10 protein-coding genes are annotated in these 18407 nt (G+C 53.1%); 6 read left to right on the top strand and 4 right to left on the bottom strand.

Going from position 1 to position 18407, the window contains the following annotated elements; all coding sequences use genetic code 11:
• The first annotated feature begins 49 nt into the window (after nt 1-49).
• The gene (locus ACW17M_RS22385) at nt 50-1513 is read left to right on the top strand and encodes a sodium-dependent transporter (RefSeq protein WP_041157895.1); all 1464 of its coding nucleotides are present in this window, start codon (nt 50-52) and stop codon (nt 1511-1513) included.
• Here ACW17M_RS22385 and ACW17M_RS22380 read toward each other — a convergent pair.
• Both ACW17M_RS22380 and ACW17M_RS22375 read right to left on the bottom strand, forming a co-directional pair.
• Nucleotides 1475-2839 carry a Y-family DNA polymerase gene (locus ACW17M_RS22380; protein WP_035538499.1) on the bottom strand — a complete coding sequence of 455 codons (1365 nt, stop codon included), beginning with the start codon at nt 2837-2839 and terminating at the stop codon, nt 1475-1477. The genes ACW17M_RS22385 and ACW17M_RS22380 overlap by 39 nt on opposite strands.
• Nucleotides 2836-3267: a LexA family protein gene (locus ACW17M_RS22375; RefSeq protein ID WP_022520377.1), complete on the bottom strand. Its 432-nt coding sequence runs from the start codon at nt 3265-3267 to the stop codon at nt 2836-2838. The genes ACW17M_RS22380 and ACW17M_RS22375 overlap by 4 nt, the downstream gene beginning before the upstream one ends.
• 243 nt (nt 3268-3510) lie before the next feature.
• On the opposite strand from ACW17M_RS22375, the gene glyA reads away from it, so the two are divergent.
• Nucleotides 3511-4776, top strand: a complete 1266-nt coding sequence (gene glyA, locus ACW17M_RS22370) for a serine hydroxymethyltransferase (RefSeq protein WP_009288087.1) — start codon at nt 3511-3513, stop codon at nt 4774-4776.
• Nucleotides 4777-4883: 107 nt separating this feature from the next.
• Here glyA and ACW17M_RS22365 read toward each other — a convergent pair whose 3' ends face one another.
• Nucleotides 4884-6317: a phosphomannomutase gene (locus ACW17M_RS22365; protein ID WP_414120653.1), complete on the bottom strand. Its 1434-nt coding sequence runs from the start codon at nt 6315-6317 to the stop codon at nt 4884-4886.
• 157 nt (nt 6318-6474) lie between these two features.
• Nucleotides 6475-11106 (bottom strand): ExeM/NucH family extracellular endonuclease, encoded by a 4632-nt coding sequence (locus ACW17M_RS22360; protein ID WP_457548118.1) that lies wholly within the window; start codon nt 11104-11106, stop codon nt 6475-6477.
• A gap of 217 nt (nt 11107-11323) precedes the next feature.
• Here ACW17M_RS22360 and ACW17M_RS22355 point away from each other — a divergent pair, with 217 nt between their 5' ends.
• The 4 genes from ACW17M_RS22355 to ACW17M_RS22340 all read left to right on the top strand — a co-directional run bounded on the left by ACW17M_RS22355 (nt 11324) and on the right by ACW17M_RS22340 (nt 18407).
• On the top strand, nt 11324-13663 hold the full coding sequence (locus ACW17M_RS22355; protein WP_457548117.1) for a DUF4214 domain-containing protein: 2340 nt from the start codon (nt 11324-11326) through the stop codon (nt 13661-13663).
• A gap of 157 nt (nt 13664-13820) precedes the next feature.
• A complete protein-coding gene (locus ACW17M_RS22350; RefSeq protein WP_457548116.1) occupies nt 13821-15575 on the top strand; it encodes a type I secretion system permease/ATPase in 1755 nt (584 codons plus the stop codon).
• 1 nt (nt 15576) lies between these two features.
• Nucleotides 15577-16956, top strand: coding sequence for an HlyD family type I secretion periplasmic adaptor subunit (locus tag ACW17M_RS22345; RefSeq protein ID WP_457548115.1), 1380 nt, complete (start codon nt 15577-15579; stop codon nt 16954-16956).
• On the top strand, nt 16956-18407 hold the full coding sequence (locus ACW17M_RS22340; protein ID WP_457548114.1) for a TolC family outer membrane protein: 1452 nt from the start codon (nt 16956-16958) through the stop codon (nt 18405-18407). The genes ACW17M_RS22345 and ACW17M_RS22340 overlap by 1 nt, the downstream gene beginning before the upstream one ends.

Below are 18407 nucleotides of genomic sequence, written 5' to 3'. Positions count from 1 at the left end.
CCCTCGAAATCCTTTAGGATGAGCGCCTTTTTCTACGGGATATGGGCAAATGACCTCTTCTAGGCAACCTCGCACCCAATGGCTAGGCCGCTGGGGGTTTATGTTGGCGGCCACCGGTTCGGCGGTGGGGCTAGGCAATATCTGGAAATTCCCCTACATGACTGGGGAGTTTGGCGGCGGCGCCTTCGTGCTGGTCTATCTAACGTGCATCTTTGCCGTGGGTGTGCCGGTGATGATGGTTGAAATCGCGTTTGGTCGGCGGGGGCGTGGTAGCCCGGTGGATGCCATACGGCGCGTGGTCAATGAGTCTGGCCGTTCATCGGCCTGGTCGTTGATTGGTTGGATGGCCATGCTCTGCGGCTTTATGATCCTGTCGTTTTACGTGGTGGTGGCGGGCTGGTCGTTCTCGTATCTGTGGAAGATGCTGACCGGGGGGCTCGCGGGCAGCAGCGTTGATGAGATGGCCGCTGTGTTCGGGGCCAATAACGCCAATCCGCTGAACCTCGGTTTCTGGAGCACCCTGGTTACGCTGGCCACCATGTTGATCGTGGGTAAAGGCGTGCAGCAGGGAATCGAGAAGAGCGTTAGCTGGATGATGCCGGGGCTGGTGATCATGCTGGTGGTGTTGATTGGCTTTGGTATGTTTTCCGGTGGCTTTGGCGCTGCGGTTAACTTTCTGTTCTCCTTCAATGCGGGCAGCCTCTCTAGCGAAGGCCTTCTGGCAGCGCTGGGTCATGCGTTTTTCACCCTCTCGCTGGCCTCTGGGGCGATTCTGACCTATGGCAGCTACTTGCCTAAAGACGCTTCTATTGGCCGCACCACGGTGAGTGTGGCGGTGGCGGATACCGTTGTTGCCTTGATGGCGGGGCTTGCGATCTTCCCGGTTATTTTCGCCAATGGCATGAACCCCGGCGAAGGCCCTGGGCTAATTTTTATGAGCCTGCCGTTGGCCTTCCAGGCGATGCCGCTGGGCACCCTGTTTGGCATTCTCTTCTTCCTGATGCTCTCTATGGCAGCGCTGACCTCTTCGATCTCTATGGTCGAAGCCACGGTTTCCTGGCTGTGCGACAACAAAGGTATCTCGCGTTCGGCAGCCGCCTGGGGCACCGGTATTGTGCTGTGGTTGATTAGCACACTGGCGATGCTGTCGTTTAACCTGGGCGCGGATTGGACACTGGCCGGTAAGAACTTCTTTGACTGGCTGGATTATTTAACCTCGCGCTGGATGATGCCGTTGGGTGGTCTGGGCACGGTAGTGGTAGCGGGGTTTGTGCTGAAAAGCGAGACCTTCCGCGACGAGCTGGGGCTTGCTCCCTTGCCTTATGCGCTGTGGCTGACCATGGTGCGCTACGTTAGCCCGCTGGGCATTGTGGTGATTTTTGTCGACGCGCTGGGCGTTTATCAGGTCTCGTTTGCGGCTCACTGGCCCTGGTTGCTGGGGATTCTGTTTGCCATGGTCGCGCTTGGAGAAACCTTAAGCCCGCGGCTGCGTACTGCGCTTAGCGCTGGTTAACGCCTGCTGTTTTTTCTGCTTCTCTTTCTGCTTTGCCTCGGCGGCGGCGACTGCGCCGGGGTGAGTGCCCACTTTCATCAACTCGTCCCAGCGCGTGGTATAGCGGTCTGAGCGGTGGGCGCAGCGCAGTTGCCAAGCAGCAGGGGCATCCGTCATACCAAAGCTGATAGTGCCTTGCCCCATGCGCTGGTTGATCTGATCCACGGTTGCCATTAAAAACGGATGGCGATCACGGACTGGCGGATGCAGCAGCGAAAGCTGGTGCTGCTCTGCATCCACTAAATCCAGCAGCATCACGCCAGCTTTCATGAACTGGTAGCGGGGGCGATGAATCTGCTCAAGGCCTTGGCGTACGGCATCAAGGATCACCCGGGTATCGTCGCTGGGTGAGGGCAGGGCGATCAGCGCCTGCGGGAAGTATTGCAACTGATCGCGGCGATGACGGTTAGTGTTGAGAAATACCATCACCGCACGAGCTAAGCTACGTTGCTCGCGAAGTTTTTCAGCGCTGCGCTGGGCGTGGCGCCGTAGTGCATTATGTACTTCTGCAAAAACGCCGGTGGGCTGGCCGAAAGAGCGCGAGGTCATAATGCGTTGGCGCGGTTGATCCAGGGCGTTCATCTCCATACAAGGCGTGCCACGCAGCTCGAGCGCGGTGCGCGCCAGCACCACAGAGAAGCGCTTGCGCAACTGCTTGTCGTCGCTTTGACGCAAGTCCCAAGCGGTGGTCACGCCGCCAATCGCTAAGCGCCCGGCAAGCCGATGGCCGACGCCCCACACGCTGCCCACCGGCGTACGTTTGAGCAGCGCCTGCGTCGTGTGATCTTGTCCATTAAGCAGGCAAACGCCTTGGTAATGTGGGTCTTGCTTGGCAAGGTGATTGGCTAATTTGGCGAGCGTGTGGGTGGGTGCCAGCCCAACACACACCGGTAACCCTAAATGGCGGCGAATACGATGGTGCAATTCTCGCCCCAGCCTCTCACACTGCTCTGTGGTTAATCCTTCCAGGTAGACGAACATTTCATCTATTGAGTAGGGCGCAATTGCAGGGCAGGCATCGCGTAGTAGTTGGGTCAGCCGTGCCGACATATCTCCGTAGAGTTCATAGTTAGACGACAGCAGGTGGATCTCGCCGCGCTGACGCATTTCTTCAAGCTTGAAGGCTGGCGCACCCATAGGGATACCCAGCGCTTTTAACTCGGCGGAGCGGGCGATGACACAGCCGTCGTTGTTCGACATTACCCCCACGGGCCTACCTTCCAGCTTGGGCTGAAAAACCCGCTCGCAGCTGACGTAGAAGTTGTTGGCATCGACTAGACCGATCATCGCAAGTACTCGTGCACGACGGCGCGCACTACCCCCCATAGCTGGCAGTCGCTGCCTTCAAGTGGCAGTGGCGGATAGTTAGGATGTGTTGAGCACAGGTGCGGCGTTCCCCGATAGAGCGCATAGCGTTTAATTAGGGCCTCGCCCTCTAGCATAGCGACCAGAATATGTCCCAGTTGCGGTTCAATACTGCGATCAACCACCAGCAAATCACCCTCAAAAATTCCCCAACCCTCCATGCTGTCGCCGGTGGCGGTGACATAAAACGTCTCAGTAGGGTTTTTAACCAGCCGTGTGTTGAGATCCAGCGTGCATGGCTCGTAATCCTGGGCTGGCGAAGGAAAGCCACTAAAACCAGCGCGGCCACAAGGCTGCGGCTGAGAGGTTAACGGCAAGGCAGGGGTAAAGTGAGAAGACTGGCCCGGCATCGTCGGCATCCTGGTGCTTAAAATATTGTATAAATATACAGTATTTTGCATGGCGAAGGAAAACGCAAATTGACGCCCCCTGAGATCGCTTCATTGTGTTCGCGATGACACTTTCTCTGTCATTACATGAATCACGCTCATGCAAGACCTGACGAGGATGCGATGAAAGTCGCGTCAGGCTGCGTTATGATAGCGCCCTCGCTTCTTCCATGATGACCCTTTCTCGTTACGAGGTTCCCGCCGATGTTCAGCCGCGATATGACAATTGCCGGATTTGATGATGTGCTGTTTGATGCCATGCAGAAAGAAGTGGAGCGCCAAGAGGCCCACATCGAACTGATCGCTTCCGAAAACTACGCCAGCCCCCGCGTACTCGAAGCTCAGGGCAGCCAGCTGACCAATAAATACGCTGAGGGCTACCCCGGTAAGCGCTACTACGGCGGCTGTGAGTTCGTCGATATCGCTGAAAACCTGGCCATTGATTACGCCAAAGAGCTGTTCGGCGCCACCTACGTGAACGTTCAGCCCCACTCAGGCTCGCAAGCCAACAGCGCGGTGTTCCAAGCGCTGGTTAAGCCAGGCGATACCATTTTAGGTATGAGCCTGGATGCGGGCGGCCACCTGACCCACGGTGCCAAGCCTAATTTTTCTGGCAAACACTACAACGCCATTCAGTACGGTCTGGATGAGCAGGGGTTAATTGATTACGATCAAGTGGCTCAGCTTGCTCGCGAGCACAAGCCCAAAATGATCATCGCCGGCTTCTCAGCCTATTCACAAATTGTTGATTGGGCCAAGTTCCGTGAAATCGCCGATGAAGTAGGCGCTTACTTACTCGTTGATATGGCCCACGTCTCTGGTCTGGTCGCGGCAGGCGTATACCCCAGCCCCTTGCCCCATGCCCATGTGGTCACCTCCACCACCCACAAAACCCTACGCGGCCCCCGCAGTGGCGTGATTCTCTCAGCGGAAAACGACGCTGATATCGAGAAGAAGCTGCAGTCAGCGGTTTTCCCCGGCGGCCAGGGTGGCCCCTTGATGCACGTAATCGCCGCCAAAGCGATCTGCTTCAAAGAGGCTATGGAGCCCGAGTTCAAAACCTACCAGCAGCAGGTAGTTAAGAACGCTCAGGCAATGGCCAAGGTGTTTATCGATCGCGGTTACGACATCGTCTCTGGTGGTACCGAAGACCACCTCTTCCTGCTTTCGCTGATTAAGCAGGGCGTAACGGGCAAAGATGCCGATGCTGCTTTGGGTCGTGCTCATATCACCGTGAACAAGAACGCTGTTCCTAACGACCCGCAAAGCCCGTTTGTCACCTCTGGCCTGCGTATTGGCACCCCGGCGGTGACCACGCGCGGTTTCAGTGAACAAGAGTGTAGTACGTTGGCAGGTTGGATCTGTGACATTCTGGACGTACTGGCCAAGGGCGAAGACACCAGCGCCATCGAAACCCAGGTGTTGGATAAAGTGGCCGAGGTTTGTGCGCGGCTTCCGGTTTATAAATAAGCAGCTGTAACCATTCTCCTTGGCGAAGGATAGCCACAAAGAACGGGCGGCCCATTAGGGTCGCCCGTTCTTTGTTAGTGCTCTGTTCTTTGCTAAGAGTAAGGCCCCTAGTTCAGCTTTTCGAGAGCGGCCAAGCTCTGTTTTACCAGTGCCGATGCGTCTGCTTGTGAAGCAGATTCGCTATAGCAGCGCAGCTCCGGTGCATTGCCAGAGGGGCGAAGGTGCACGATATCGCCATTTTCAAGCGTGGCTCTCAAGCCATCAGTGCTATTGATTGCTGAAATGCCAGCTTGTAAACCTAATGTTTGCTGCATCAGCTCAGGTGAGGTTTGCCATTCGGTCAGCAACGCATGGCTTTTCTCCGTGGCGAAATCCTTGAGTCGGTCGCTTGCCGTATAGCGGGCAGGTAAGTCAGCGATTAGCTGCGAGAGGTTAATCCCGCGTTGGGCGGCCATCACCATCAAAGTAAGGGCGGGGAGCAGCGCATCGCGGGTGGGTAGGGCGGCTAATTGACGGCCATCACTCTCCAATCTGCTTCCCAATAGAAAACCACCGTTGGCTTCAAACCCAGCCACTCGCGTAAACCGCTTACTGAGCTTAGCCATACTGTCCAATACATACGGTGAACCAATGCGCGTGCGCTCAACTAGCTGGAAGGCACCGCACGCTTCTATCGCTGTATTGCAGCTTACCGGCACAGCCAGCGCTTCGATTCCCAATGCACGGGCGCAGAGTAACCCGACAATATCACCACGCTGCCACGTACCCGTTTCATCTCCAAGCAACGGTCGATCTCCATCGCCATCGGTAGAAAACAGGGCTTGTAGTTGGTGTTGGTTTGCCCAGGCACGCCCTTGAGCCTGATCCTCGTCGCTAACGGCCTCGGTATCTACAGGCACAAAGGCTTCGCTGCGGCCTAGTACCACTACATCCGCACCTAACTCGCTCAAAATATGCGCATTCAAATCGCGCCCTGCGGCCGAGTGTTGGTACAAGCCTACCCGCCAACCTTTCAATGGCTCACCTGGAAACCAGGTGGTGAAGCGCTCTGAGTAGGCCTGATTAGCGGCTTCAGAAACCTCCCCGCGCACTGGCGCGAGGAGGGTAGGCATAGCCGCCTCAGCATTAAGAATAGCGGTTTCATCAGCTTTGGTAATCTCGCCATCAGGGCGGTAAAACTTGATGCCGTTACGGTCAAACGGTATATGGCTGCCGGTAATCATGATGCAAGGTATGCCATCCGCCATTGCCTTTAACGCCAGGGCAGGCGTAGGCAGTACGCCATAGTCATTGACCTTTACTCCTAGCGTATGGGCCGCACTGGTACAGGCGGCTGCCATCGCCGGGCTGCTGGGGCGGCGATCCATACCTAGCGCAATACGTTCTACTGGAAAAGAGTCCCGCATGGCGGTAATAAATGCCACGGTGAAAGCTGCACATACTTCATCGGTAAACTGTTCAACCAGCCCTCGTGCGCCGCTGGTACCAAAAGCAATGCCGCTGTCATGAATAATAGCGGTAGTCGAACGTACTGAACCCAATGTATTTCTCCTGAAAAAAGTGCTTGCGGTGAGTTTAACACCCTAGGCGGGAAGCGCTACGGGGCGCTTTGAGCGCTGAAGCGATCAGGGGTAATGGCTAGTAAGACAAAAAATGGCCTCCGCAAGCGGAGGCCATCTCAAAAGGTAGTACGTTTAATTAAGCTTCAGCTAGGCCTAAGTTCAGGCCTACTAAGATAGGATCGTGGTCTGAACTACGGAACGCATCATCGGCGTATAGGTTGTCATCCTGACGATCATTAGTGAAGTCGGTGTTATAATCCAATGCCGATGCTTCATCCGCATTGATATGCCAAGTCGTGGTGCCCGTGACCTGTTTTGCGAGCGTTTCACTGGCTAACGCATGATCCAACGAACCCCAGAATCCATCAAAGACATAGCTGTAATCATCGTCCTGAAGGGTATAGCCCGCATCGGTCAGGGTCATGATGGGGTCTTCCATGGCATAAGAGTTCAAGTCACCAAGAATCAGCACGTCGCTGTCATTGCTACCGGTGGGGTTGGTGGATAGCCATTCAAGCAATTCCTCCGCGGCCTCGACCCGTGTGGGGTTGTTGTTGGCCTGTCCGTCGCCGATAGCGTCTTCACCATTGACGACACTGCCTTTGGATTTAAAGTGGTTAACCACCACCGAAAAGGTTTCACCATTACTATCTTCAAAGGTTTGCATCACCGGTGCGCGGTTTGCAGTAGCGAAAGCCCCATCGGTTTTAGTGGCTGCAGCGCCAGTAGGTGTCACCGCCTGACTGTTGTAGATGACCCCAACCGCAATGGCATCATCCCCAGGGCTAGTGGTGTTGCCATTCCCATCTTCGGGGACGCTGTAAGCCCAAGTGACATCCTGAATGTTTTTATCCTGCACATCTGCATTCAGCGCATCAACCAACGTTGCAATGGCGCTATCGTCACCATAACCGTTGTTCTCGATTTCCATGAGCCCCACCACATCAGCACCGCTGGTATTAATTGCCTCGACGATTTTGGCTTCCTGACGGGCAAACTCTTCAGCATTATTGGCGCCGCGTGGATCATGCAGAGTGCCATTTAAGGTCTCTGTTTTGTTGCCGTTTTCATCCAGGGTAGTGAAGTAGTTCAATACATTGAAAGAGGCCACTGTAATATCGGCATCACCCAGAGCATCTGTATCAGGTGTTGCCGGACGCTCAGCGCCGGTAAAGTCCAGGCCTTCGACGTTTTGGACTTTCCACTCTTCGAAGTTGTAATCAAGCACGCCTTCGAGAGTCTGAAGCTCATCTCCACCGCGCAGCGGGTTAGAACCAGAAAGCTCCTCACCGTTACGACCATAAATAATCGGATCAGCGTTTTGTGCCGAATTCGCATCATCGATTTTAATGGTGCGTGCCTCGGCGTCGTCAAGCCAAGCGCTATAGCCTGCCACATCAGGCTCGTTGACTTCCGTGAACTGCTCTAAGCGGCCCCCTGATGCAAGCGTAACTTCGCCGTAACGGCCCAGCTCGTAAAGCTCAGTGACCACCAACGGCTCACCGTCCAGCGCTTCAATGGCTACGCGCATACCTTCAAAGGCTTCCAGGCCTTGTTTGTCGGTAAAGGGCATGATGATTCGCTGGCTTTCAGGCAAAGGCACATCGTTAGCCAGCACCTCAAGGCTGTTGCGTTCGGCAGTTAACTGCGTTTTCTCGAAATACTCTGAGACCTCGCCGCTAATGCGAATTTGATCACCGGCAGTGAGCTGCTCCAGCCAATCGCCACTACCGCTACCCGCGTACACAAAAATACCTTCTGACGTCTCGGCATTATTGTCGTTATCGCTATCTTCCTCTTGCAGGAAGAAGCCATCCAAACCAGGCGCTACCATAGTGACGATGGCTTCAAGCGTAACGTTTTCACCCTCTAAAGTGCTACTGCTCGAGTCACCCTGTACTGCAGAAATCAGCGTAATATCTACCTGGGGCTGATTAGCTAGCCCAGGTGACGCTACGGCGGGTACATCACTACCATCACCGCCCAGTGCATCAGAGCTAATCGCCCCCTCAGTATCAGTGGTGGTGAATTTGCCTAAATTCACATCCCAGGAAGCGGCGTCAAACCCGTCGGTATCTGGGTAGGCTTCCATTGCCACCTGGTTGCCATCAACACGTGGGTCACCTTGCCACAGCGTTACGGCATCGCCGCCACCGCCCAGGCCAGAAGCATTCTCGGCATAACCGATTTTCAAGGCATCGATATTATCCAGGTTGCTCCACGCTGAACGGAATTCCGCAACTGATTCGGCATCGCCATCGACCATAATAATCGCTGATTCACCAGGAGCCAGCGAGCTTAGCCCCTTAATTTCTATAGCATCTATGGGATCGGCACTGTCATCATCGTAGTAAAGCGGCATATTGCTGAAATCAAGCGCTTCAGACGAACGGTTGGTTACTTCAAACCAATCAGCGGTGACGTCAGAACCGCTTTGGCCCGACCATATCTCGGTGATGGCTAAACCAATATCGCGCTCGCCCGGCACATAAGGAGCTTCCATCGTGCCCACATGAAAGTCAGTGGTGGCATTGGTGGGTAATTCAGCGTACTCAAATGACCAATTTTCAGGGTTGCCAACGGCGCTTAATAGCTCCTCCGCCGTGCCGAAGCCATTACCGGTAAAGGCGGCGTTGCGTGCGCTGCCAACGGCAACCGCCGTGACACCCTCTTCAAGGCCAGGCGGCAGGGCAGAATTATTAGAGGAGTCAGCAGTTTCCTGCCACGCATCGCTGTTGGTTTGAGCCGCGTAGATAAATGTTGGGTCGCTAGCCTCGCCGACGAAAGCAAGTACTTGGTCACCGCTGACCGAAAGATTAAACCCGTTATTACCCACCTCGCTGCTGTTAGCAGTAGTGAATTGCGGAGAATCCGCAGTGTAAGTAACAACCGTGCCTGCAGGTACGCCGCCTTCAGGCGCAGTCCACTGAACGGCGCCTTCGCTGGCACGGAAGCCATCGCCTGCCCAGCCTGAGTCAGTAAAGGTAATTTCCGCACCTTCGCTGATACCCTTCAATGCTACGAACTGGAAGGATTTTTCGCTACCACTGACCGCAGTAATCGCAATGTCACCGGCCTGAGGTGCAAAATCAGGCAGGTTGAACTCAATGTCTGTGCTCACAAAGCGCTGCTGTTCGGCGGGCAGATCCTTAGACTCTTGACCATCCTCTAACCAATCCACCGTACCGCTATCAAACAGCACGCTCGCAGTAACGCCCGACTCGGTAATGGAGACATCGAAAAGTGATTCCGGCTTCGCCGTCAGTGCGTCCGGTAGGGTATTGAGATCCGGGCCGTCTATTTCACGAACGGCATAATCGCCATCCCATAGGTAAAGACCAAAACCTACGTCGTCGTCATCGTTAACCGGGCCCGCCAGGATCAGATAACCTTCATCGCCAGCAGATTCAATAGAGCGCACAGCGCGACCATCCAGGTCTAAACGCAGGGGATCGCCAAAGGAAGCTTCGTTAGCCTCTCCAGCGACTAGGTCAATCACATTTTCAACGGGCACTAATTGTGCGAAGTCATCATCCAACGGCGAGCGTAGGCCAAGATAAAGGGAATCACCGATAAACACAGCGCCTTCAATATTGACCCCTAACGAGAGGCTCAGCGCATTTTCACCAAGCCCATGGCCATTTTGGGCATCCCAGTCGTTAAGCTGGCTGGCTAAATCGGTAAACTGGCCCGTCACCTCGATGCTCAAACTCTCAGCGTTATCACCTGTCACTTCAGTGGCGAAAATCATTGAGCGCTGGCTGCTCTCGTGGGAGCCTAGCCAGTAGTGGGTACCCTGATAAGTCGCCACCGCTTCCAAGTCCACCTCTTGGGTGTCATTCAAACCCAGAGCAGTATTTAGGTTAATTTCCGCCAGAGGGGCGCCGTCAGTGTCGCGCTCATAGAGGCGTAACACTTGGTCTTCGTCATCCGCCACCAGTATGAAACCCTCACCCACGGCAATCGCTGCTGAAGCGTCAGAAGTGCCCGTGTGGTAGCGCTCTCCCAGATTGAAGTTTGGGTTGCTTGGCTCAGGCTGACTGGGGTCAGTTGGGTTGTTGGGCTCTTCAGGTTCTGTTGGCTCTTCAGGTTCTGTTGGCTCTTCAGGTTCTGTTGGCTCCTCAGGTTCTGTTGGCTCCTCAGGTTCTGTTGGTTCTTCAGGTTCTGTTGGTTCTTCAGGTTCTTCTGGCTCACTCTCAAGCTGCTCAATATAACGACTCAGTAGCGATGCAACATCATCCACGCTGGAGCCATCGCCGAGTAAAGGAGCTAATACACGTGCTGGTTGCTGTTCAATGCTTTCGCTGCTGTTCATAAATGCTGCGGCAAGCTCCTCACGAGACAGCCCGTCCGCCAGCAGCGCTGACCAGTACACTAAGCCTTCTGGGTCAGGCTCACGGTTCAAAACACTGTTGTAGAGTTGATTTAGCCAAGTGGTATCGTTCAAGTTGGAAACGGTGGCTTCAAACTCATTAGACGCTTGAAAACTATTGGAAATCTCTTCCAATGCTAAGCCGTTGCGGTACTCATTGACCCAGTACGCGAGGCCTGCAGGGTCGGCCGTACGTAATAGGTGAACACTATAGAGCGTAATAATAGGCTGGATTTGCAGCTGAAATTCATCGCTGGTCACCATTGAGTCAAGAGTGGTTGCGACATCAACAGTTCCGCTATCCAGGGCGGCAGTCCAATAATTAGCACCAGCCTCATCCGGCTCACGCAACAAAATATCGTGATATAACGTAGAAACAAGCTCAAAATTGGTCATTTAACCAGCCCTCTCAGAATGAATAGAAAGGTTGAATTTATTACTAAGTCATAGCAATTAAATGACTTAAATGTTTTATTTTAATGATGCTTGGATTACGAAGTGATTTTTTGGCGACGCTAGTATACTTTTTCTTTAAAGCGTCACGTATTTGCAATGGTTGATTGCGTAATCTCACGATTGCCTATTTTTCCACGGATTAAAAAAGGGAATCGCCATGAGTAACTTCCAACTTCAACTCCTACACGCAGCCGATATGGAAGGGGGAGGGGGAGATCTGCTTAACGCACCCAATTTCATTTCTATCGTGGATCACTTAGAAGATCAGTACGCCAACTCGCTGTTTGTCGGTTCGGGTGATTTAGTTCTGCCCGGGCCGTATTTGAACGCCGCCGCTGATTCAAGCTTACAAACGGCCTTCCAAGCCGCGGTTGAAGAGATTTATGGGCTAGAAGCGGGTTCCATGAGCGGAATCACGGCGGCCTCTGGGCGTGTTGAGACTCTGTTGATGGATCTGGTCGACGCTGCGGCCGTGACATTGGGCAATCACGAGTTTGATCTAGGCACTGATCTAATTGCTGCAATGATCGCGCCTGTGGTTAACGGCGCTACGGCTGCTGAAATTGAATGGCTGGGCTCGCAGTTCCCTTACCTCTCAGCCAACCTGGATTTCTCCGCTGATGCCGCCCTAAGCGAGCTGGCTACCAATGAGTTATTCAGCCAAGACGCTTTCCAAGCTACTTTGGAAGAGCTATTAGCTGGCGCTAATAAGCCTAAGCTAGCCCCGGCGGTGATTGCCGAGCGTGGTGGTGAAAAAATTGGCATTATTGGCGTAACTACCCAAATCCTTGAAAGCATCTCTTCGCCAGGTGATGTAGACGTGCTGACAGGGGGTAGTAACGACATGCAGGCCCTGGCCGACCTGATTCAGCCAGTCATTGATGACCTAGAATCGCAGGGCATCAATAAGATCATCCTCAGTTCGCACCTTCAGCAAATTCAGTTTGAAGAAGAGCTAGCGACACTGCTGGATGGGGTCGATATCGTCATTGCCGGTGGTTCCAATAGCCTGCTAGCGGATCAAGAAGATCAAGACCGCGGCTTGTTTCCAGGAGCGGGCGAGCCCTATGACTCATACCCCATTGTTACCCAGGACGCCTCAGGTAATGATGTCGTGGTAGTGAATACTGATGGTGGCTGGCGCTACGTTGCCGAGCTGGTGGTGGAGTTTGACGAACAGGGGCGGGTTGTTGCCGATTCAATCGATGAGAACACCTCAGGCGTTTATGCCACCACTGACGAACAGGTAGAAGCGCTATGGGGCGACCTTGAAAGCGCCTTTGCTGAAGGCACCAAAGGGGATGTGGCCAACGACCTAGTCGGCGCCGTAGGGGAATTCGTTGCTGAACAAGACGGCAACATCCTTGGTTTAACCGATGTTTATCTGGTGGGGGAGCGGGGCGCAGTGCGTACCGAAGAGACCAACCTGGGTAACCTGACTGCCGACGCCAACCTCTGGTACGCCAAACAGCTGGATGCCGAGGTACTGGTATCGTTTAAGAACGGCGGTGGTATTCGTGAGCCGATTGGTGATGTCGTGGTGGAAGGAAGCGATAGCGAGCCCAGCTATCAGGTGCCGGGCGCCAACCCCGCTATCGGCAAGCCGGAAGGGGGTGTATCCCAGCTGGATGCAGCGTCATCGCTACGCTTCAATAACGACCTGACCATCATTACCGTCACGCGTAGCACGCTATTGGATATCCTGGAGCATGCGGTAGCAGCGTCAGCGCCGGGTGTCACTGCTGGTCAGTTTGCCCAGGTGGGCGGTATCCAATACAGCTTTGATGTAAGTCAACCCGCTGGCGAGCGCATCCAAAATGCGGTAATCGTTAATGAGGATGGCAGTGTAAACGATGTACTGGTCGCCAATGGCCGCTTGGTAGGTGATGCTGAAGAGAGCATCAAAGTCGTTACCTTAGGCTTTTTAGCCGACGGCGGCGACGGTTATCCGTTAGATGAAGGCAGCTATCAAGACCGCGTGGATCTTATGGACGCGTTTGTAGATGATGGCCAGTTTACCTTCGCCGATAAGGGCACTGAGCAGGATGCCTTTGCTGAATACATGGCCAGCATGTTCAGCGAAACGCCATTTAGCGAAGAAGAAACCCCTGCCAGCGAAGACCTGCGCATCCAAAACCTTGATGAGCGTAGCGATGCAGTCTTCAGCGCGCCTGTTGACCCACTATTGCGCCTTTACGATGCTGCCTTTGATCGCGATGCGGATGGTAAAGGGTTGGGGTACTGGTTGGAAATTAAGGAGACTACTGGTTTAGGTGATATTGCCAACAGCTTTATTGCGTCAGCTGAGTTCAATAGTCAAAACGGGAATCTAGAAGACGACGCCTTTATTGAACTGATGTATTCAAACGTACTCGAGAGAACGTCTGATTCGGCAGGTAAAGAGTTCTGGTTGGATCAGTTGGATAATGGTGCCGAGCGAGGCGCCGTTATGGTTGGTTTTACCGAGTCAGATGAGAGCATGATGCTGTTTGGTTAACGGTTTATTTGCAGACCTTGGGTTGGGTATAGATAAGCTCGACCCCCTTCCTGACAGTTTTTACTCTCATAACGCCCCTACCCTAGGCAGGGGCGTTTCTGTTATGCTGCCGCGATAATCTTCGCGTGACTTCTTTTGATTCAACGGTGATCCCTCCATGGCAAAGCAACAGGAAGCAACGGATCTACAGCGTGCATTAAGCGCCTGTAAGGGTTCGTTTGTATCGGTGGGCTTTTTTAGCATGTTCGTCAATTTGCTGATGCTAGTTCCCCCCATGTACATGCTCCAAGTGTATGACCGCGTGCTCACCACGCAAAGTCTCGATACGCTGATCATGTTGACGCTCGTCGTCGTATTTCTATTTATGGTGATGGGCGGGCTGGAACTGGTACGTTCAAGGATGTTGGTGAGGATAGGGAACCGTTTAGATACCACTATCAATCAGCGCCTCTACAGCGCCATGTTTCGACGTAGCATAATGTCCCCTGGCAGCCAAAGTGCCCAGCCGCTTAATGACCTGACCAGCTTGCGACAATTTCTTACCGGAAATGGCCTGTTTGCTTTTTTTGATGCCCCTTGGGTGCCGGTTTACCTAGGTATTCTGTTTATTTTCCACCCCTGGCTCGGGGTGTTTGCTACCTGTGCGGGTATTATTTTATTTGCGCTAGCGGTGGCTAATGAGAAGTCTACAAAAACCTTGCTTGCTGAAGCTAATAGTGAACAGATTCAAGCGCAAAACCTAGCCAACTCTAACTTACGTAACGCTGAAGTGCTTCATGCAATGGGCATGCTGCCTGGCATTATGGGGCGCTGGTCAAAGCGCCATCATGAGTTTCTTGCTAAGCAGTCGCAAGCAAGCGACCGAGCAGGCGCGTTAACGAATACATCTAAAGTGATGCGCTTACTGTTCCAGTCATTGATTCTTGGCCTGGGTGCGCTCTTAGTGCTCGAAGGTGAAATGACCCCCGGTATGATGATTGCGGGTTCTATCCTTATGGGACGTGCGCTGGCCCCTATCGATCAAATGATAGGTGGCTGGAAAGGCTTTGTATCGGCGCGTGGTGCCTATGGCCGGTTAAACGAGCTTCTAGTACAGATTCCAGGCGAACAGTCCCACATGTCGCTGCCTGCTCCACAAGGTGTTGTTGATATAGAAAACGTAGCTGCTGCTCCTCCAGGTACGCGTATGGCCACCATCCGAGGCATCAATTTTAGTGTCGCTAAAGGTGAGCATGTTGGCATCATCGGCCCTAGTGCGGCAGGCAAATCAACGCTTGCCCGCGTGCTGCTGGGGATATGGCCAACACAGGTGGGCGACGTAAGGCTTGATGGCGGAGCAATTAATCAATACAACCGTGACGAGCTAGGCCCCTATATCGGCTATTTACCCCAAGATATCGAACTCTTTGATGGCACCATCAGCGAGAACATTGCCCGGTTTGGCAATGTTGATCCAGAGAAAGTCGTTGCAGCCGCCAAAAAAGCAGGCGTTCATGAAATGGTGTTGGAACTGTCTGATGGGTACGACACGATTATTGCCTCAAATAGCGGTGCACTCTCTGGTGGTCAGCGCCAGCGCTTAGGGTTAGCACGCGCCTTATATGGTAACCCAGTGTTGGTAGTGCTAGACGAGCCAAATGCCAATCTCGATGACGCTGGTGAACGAGCGCTGAGCCAAGCCATTGCTCAATTAAAAGCAGAAGGTACAACGCTATTTGTAATAAGTCATCGAACTAGCGTACTAAAAACAATGGACAAGCTTTTGGTCATGAAAGAAGGCCAAGTCAGTATGTTTGGCCCCCGAGACCAAGTACTTGCCCAGTTTGCCAAAAAGCCACGCCCTCAAGTAGGCCAACAGGGTTCAGCTCGCCTCTCCGCCATTTCAGGTGGTCGTGGTAGTGAGGAGTCGTAATATGAGCAGTCACAAAGATCAGCTCCCAGCCAAAAGCGAAATTGATGTAACGCCACAAGGCCCAGCTACCATTGAAGGTGAGGCTCAAGAGAAGTTACCAACCAGTGATAAAGGCTATCGTAAGCTCGGTTACGCTATTCTAGGTATAGCGCTTGGCGGGTTCGTATTGTGGTCTGTGACAGCTTCATTGGCGGTAGCTGTGGTAGCCCCAGGTAATGTATCTATGGAGTCGTTTAAGCGCACGGTGCAGCACCTTGAAGGTGGCATTGTGCGAGAGCTTTTGGTGGAAGATGGTGACAAAGTAAAGGCCGGGCAGCCTCTAGTTATATTGAGCGATACTCAGGTGCGCTCGCAACTTGAAATTGCTCAATCTCAATACTATATAAACCGAGCGATGGAAGTGCGCTTACTAGCAGAACAGCAAGGCGCCGAAACGCTTGAGATGCCCGAAGAGCTGATGTCGGTGGATAACGATAGGATCCAACAGGTAACAGCTGTTCAGCAAAGTTTGTTTCATGCGCGCCGTCAATCGCTGCTCAGTACACTAGACTCAATGGATCAGCAGATCATTCAAATGCAAGAGCAGATTGATGGTCTAGAAGCGCGTGAACGAGTTAATAACCAGCGCATTAACTCATTGCGTTCAGAAGCGGAAGACTTCCGTTCGTTGTATCGCGAAGGCCTCGGCGACAACCAGCGCCTGCGCGAACTCGAGCGTCAAGTGTTGCAATACGAAGGCGACAATGCTGAGTTCCAATCTAATATTGCTCAGCTTCGTTCGCAAATCAGCGAAATTCGTATGCAAAAAGAGATCACTCAACAGGAGTTTCAGGCCGAAGTAGGTGAACAGCTGCGCAATGCTCAAGCGCAAATAGCGGAAGCGGAGGAGCGCATTACCTCGTTGACCGACCAAGTCAATCGAACCGTTGTGAGCGCCCCAGTTTCGGGTACCGTGGTGGGCCGCCAAGTTCATACAGTCGGTGCTGTTATTCGACCTGGGGATCCCATCATGGAAGTGGTTCCGTCAGATGACGGCTTTGTGGTGGAAGCTCGTGTTCCAACGCGTGATATCGATAACCTCTTCATAGGCCAGCTTGCTGAAATTCGTTTTTCCGCTTTCAACCAGCGACTAACAAATGTAATTGATGGTGAGATTATTCACATCAGCGCCGATAGTTTCGAAGATGAGGCGACCGGTCAGAATTACTATAAAACGCGCATTCGGGTAACTGATGAAGGAAAAGAGGACATGACGGAGCAAATGCACCTGCTTTCAGGTATGCCTGCTGAAGTCATGATCCGTACTGGTGAGCGTACTTTTGCTAGTTACATCGCCAAACCAGTTACTGACATGCTATCGCGTGCTATCCGGGAGGATTAATGACACGGACGACACCTTTTAACCTGAGTGCGCTTGTACTTGCAGTTGCGCTGCTTAGTCAGCCGGCATTGGCACAAAACGATGTTACCGCAGATGATCAAGCGCTTACTGAACTAGAAGCGTTGGCTAATTCGGAGTCACAACCCCAAACGCTGCCATCATTGCCTGAGCTATTTGCCCGGGCACTGCGTCACGACTCAGACCTTACTCGTCAGCGATACGAGCTAGATGCTACTCAAGAAGAAGTACCTATGGCCCGCTCACAGCTGCTGCCCCAAATCAGCGCAACTGGAGGGTACTTATGGCAAGATTCTACAAATATCCAAACCGTTGGTGATGAAGATTTAGGTCAACCCGCAACAAGGCCCGGCGAAATTGATGAAACCTACTATCAAGTTCAGCTACAGCAACCACTTTTCAGCCTAGAGCGCTGGAGGAAAATGGATGTTGCCAGTGCCCAGGTAAGTGCTGCTGAACTACAGCTTGCCGTTGTAGAACAAGAGCTGGCGATACAGGTAAGCGAAGCTTATGTAAAAGCCTATTTAGCTGCACAGCGTTCTGGGCTGCTGGAAGCCCAGCAAAAGTCACTTGATCTGCAAGTCCGCCAAGCAAGTCGTGCGTTTGATTTAGGGGTGGGGAATCGAGTAGACCTATTGGAAGCCCAATCCAGGTATGATCAGGCGGTATCCGATGCTGTTGAGGCAGAAAACGAGCTAGATAATGCTTTAAGCGAATTAGAGCGCCTCACTGGCGTGATGCCCGAATTTCAAAGCTCTGCGCCTGGCGAACTTACGACGGTTACCCTCAATAATGATATTGGTGATCCCGAAGCGTGGATCGCCCGCACTAATCAAAACTTGAATGTCCTATATGCTAGCGAAGAGCAACAGGTCGTCCAGGCTGATAGTAGCGTCAGGCGCTCTGGTTACTACCCCGAGCTAAACCTAAATCTTAGTTATTCAGATCGGGTCAGTGACGATGAACTGAGAGAAAGCGAAGACTACCGGGCGAGCGTGGAATTAAGCGTACCTATATATCGTGGTGGCTACACTAATGCCAGCGTTCGGCAAGGTGAAAAGCGTATAGAGGCAGGGTTGGCTGCTCTCGATAATGAACGCAACCTTGCGATCCAAGAGGTGCGGCAGCGTATCAGAGCACTTAACGGTGGCGAACGTCGCTTGGAGGCGTTGAATCAAGCTATTTCATCGAGTCAACTGTTTTTAGATGCCGCCGAACGAGGTGAACAATTAGGACTACGCGATCTTGTCGATGTGCTTGATGCTCGTGCGAGTCTTTATGATCAGCGTATTCAGTACGTTGATACCGTGGGTAATTATGCCTTGGACACGCTGGCGCTGCATGCTGCAGTCGGGAGCTTGGAAAGCGATGACTTGGCTCGCATTATGGCGCTACTGGCCTCAATGTCCACGTCAGCGCAGGTAGCTCGGTAG

Source organism: Vreelandella sp. 2A-K22 (assembly GCF_054065485.1).
This window is presented reverse-complemented; position numbering and strand designations above follow the sequence as displayed.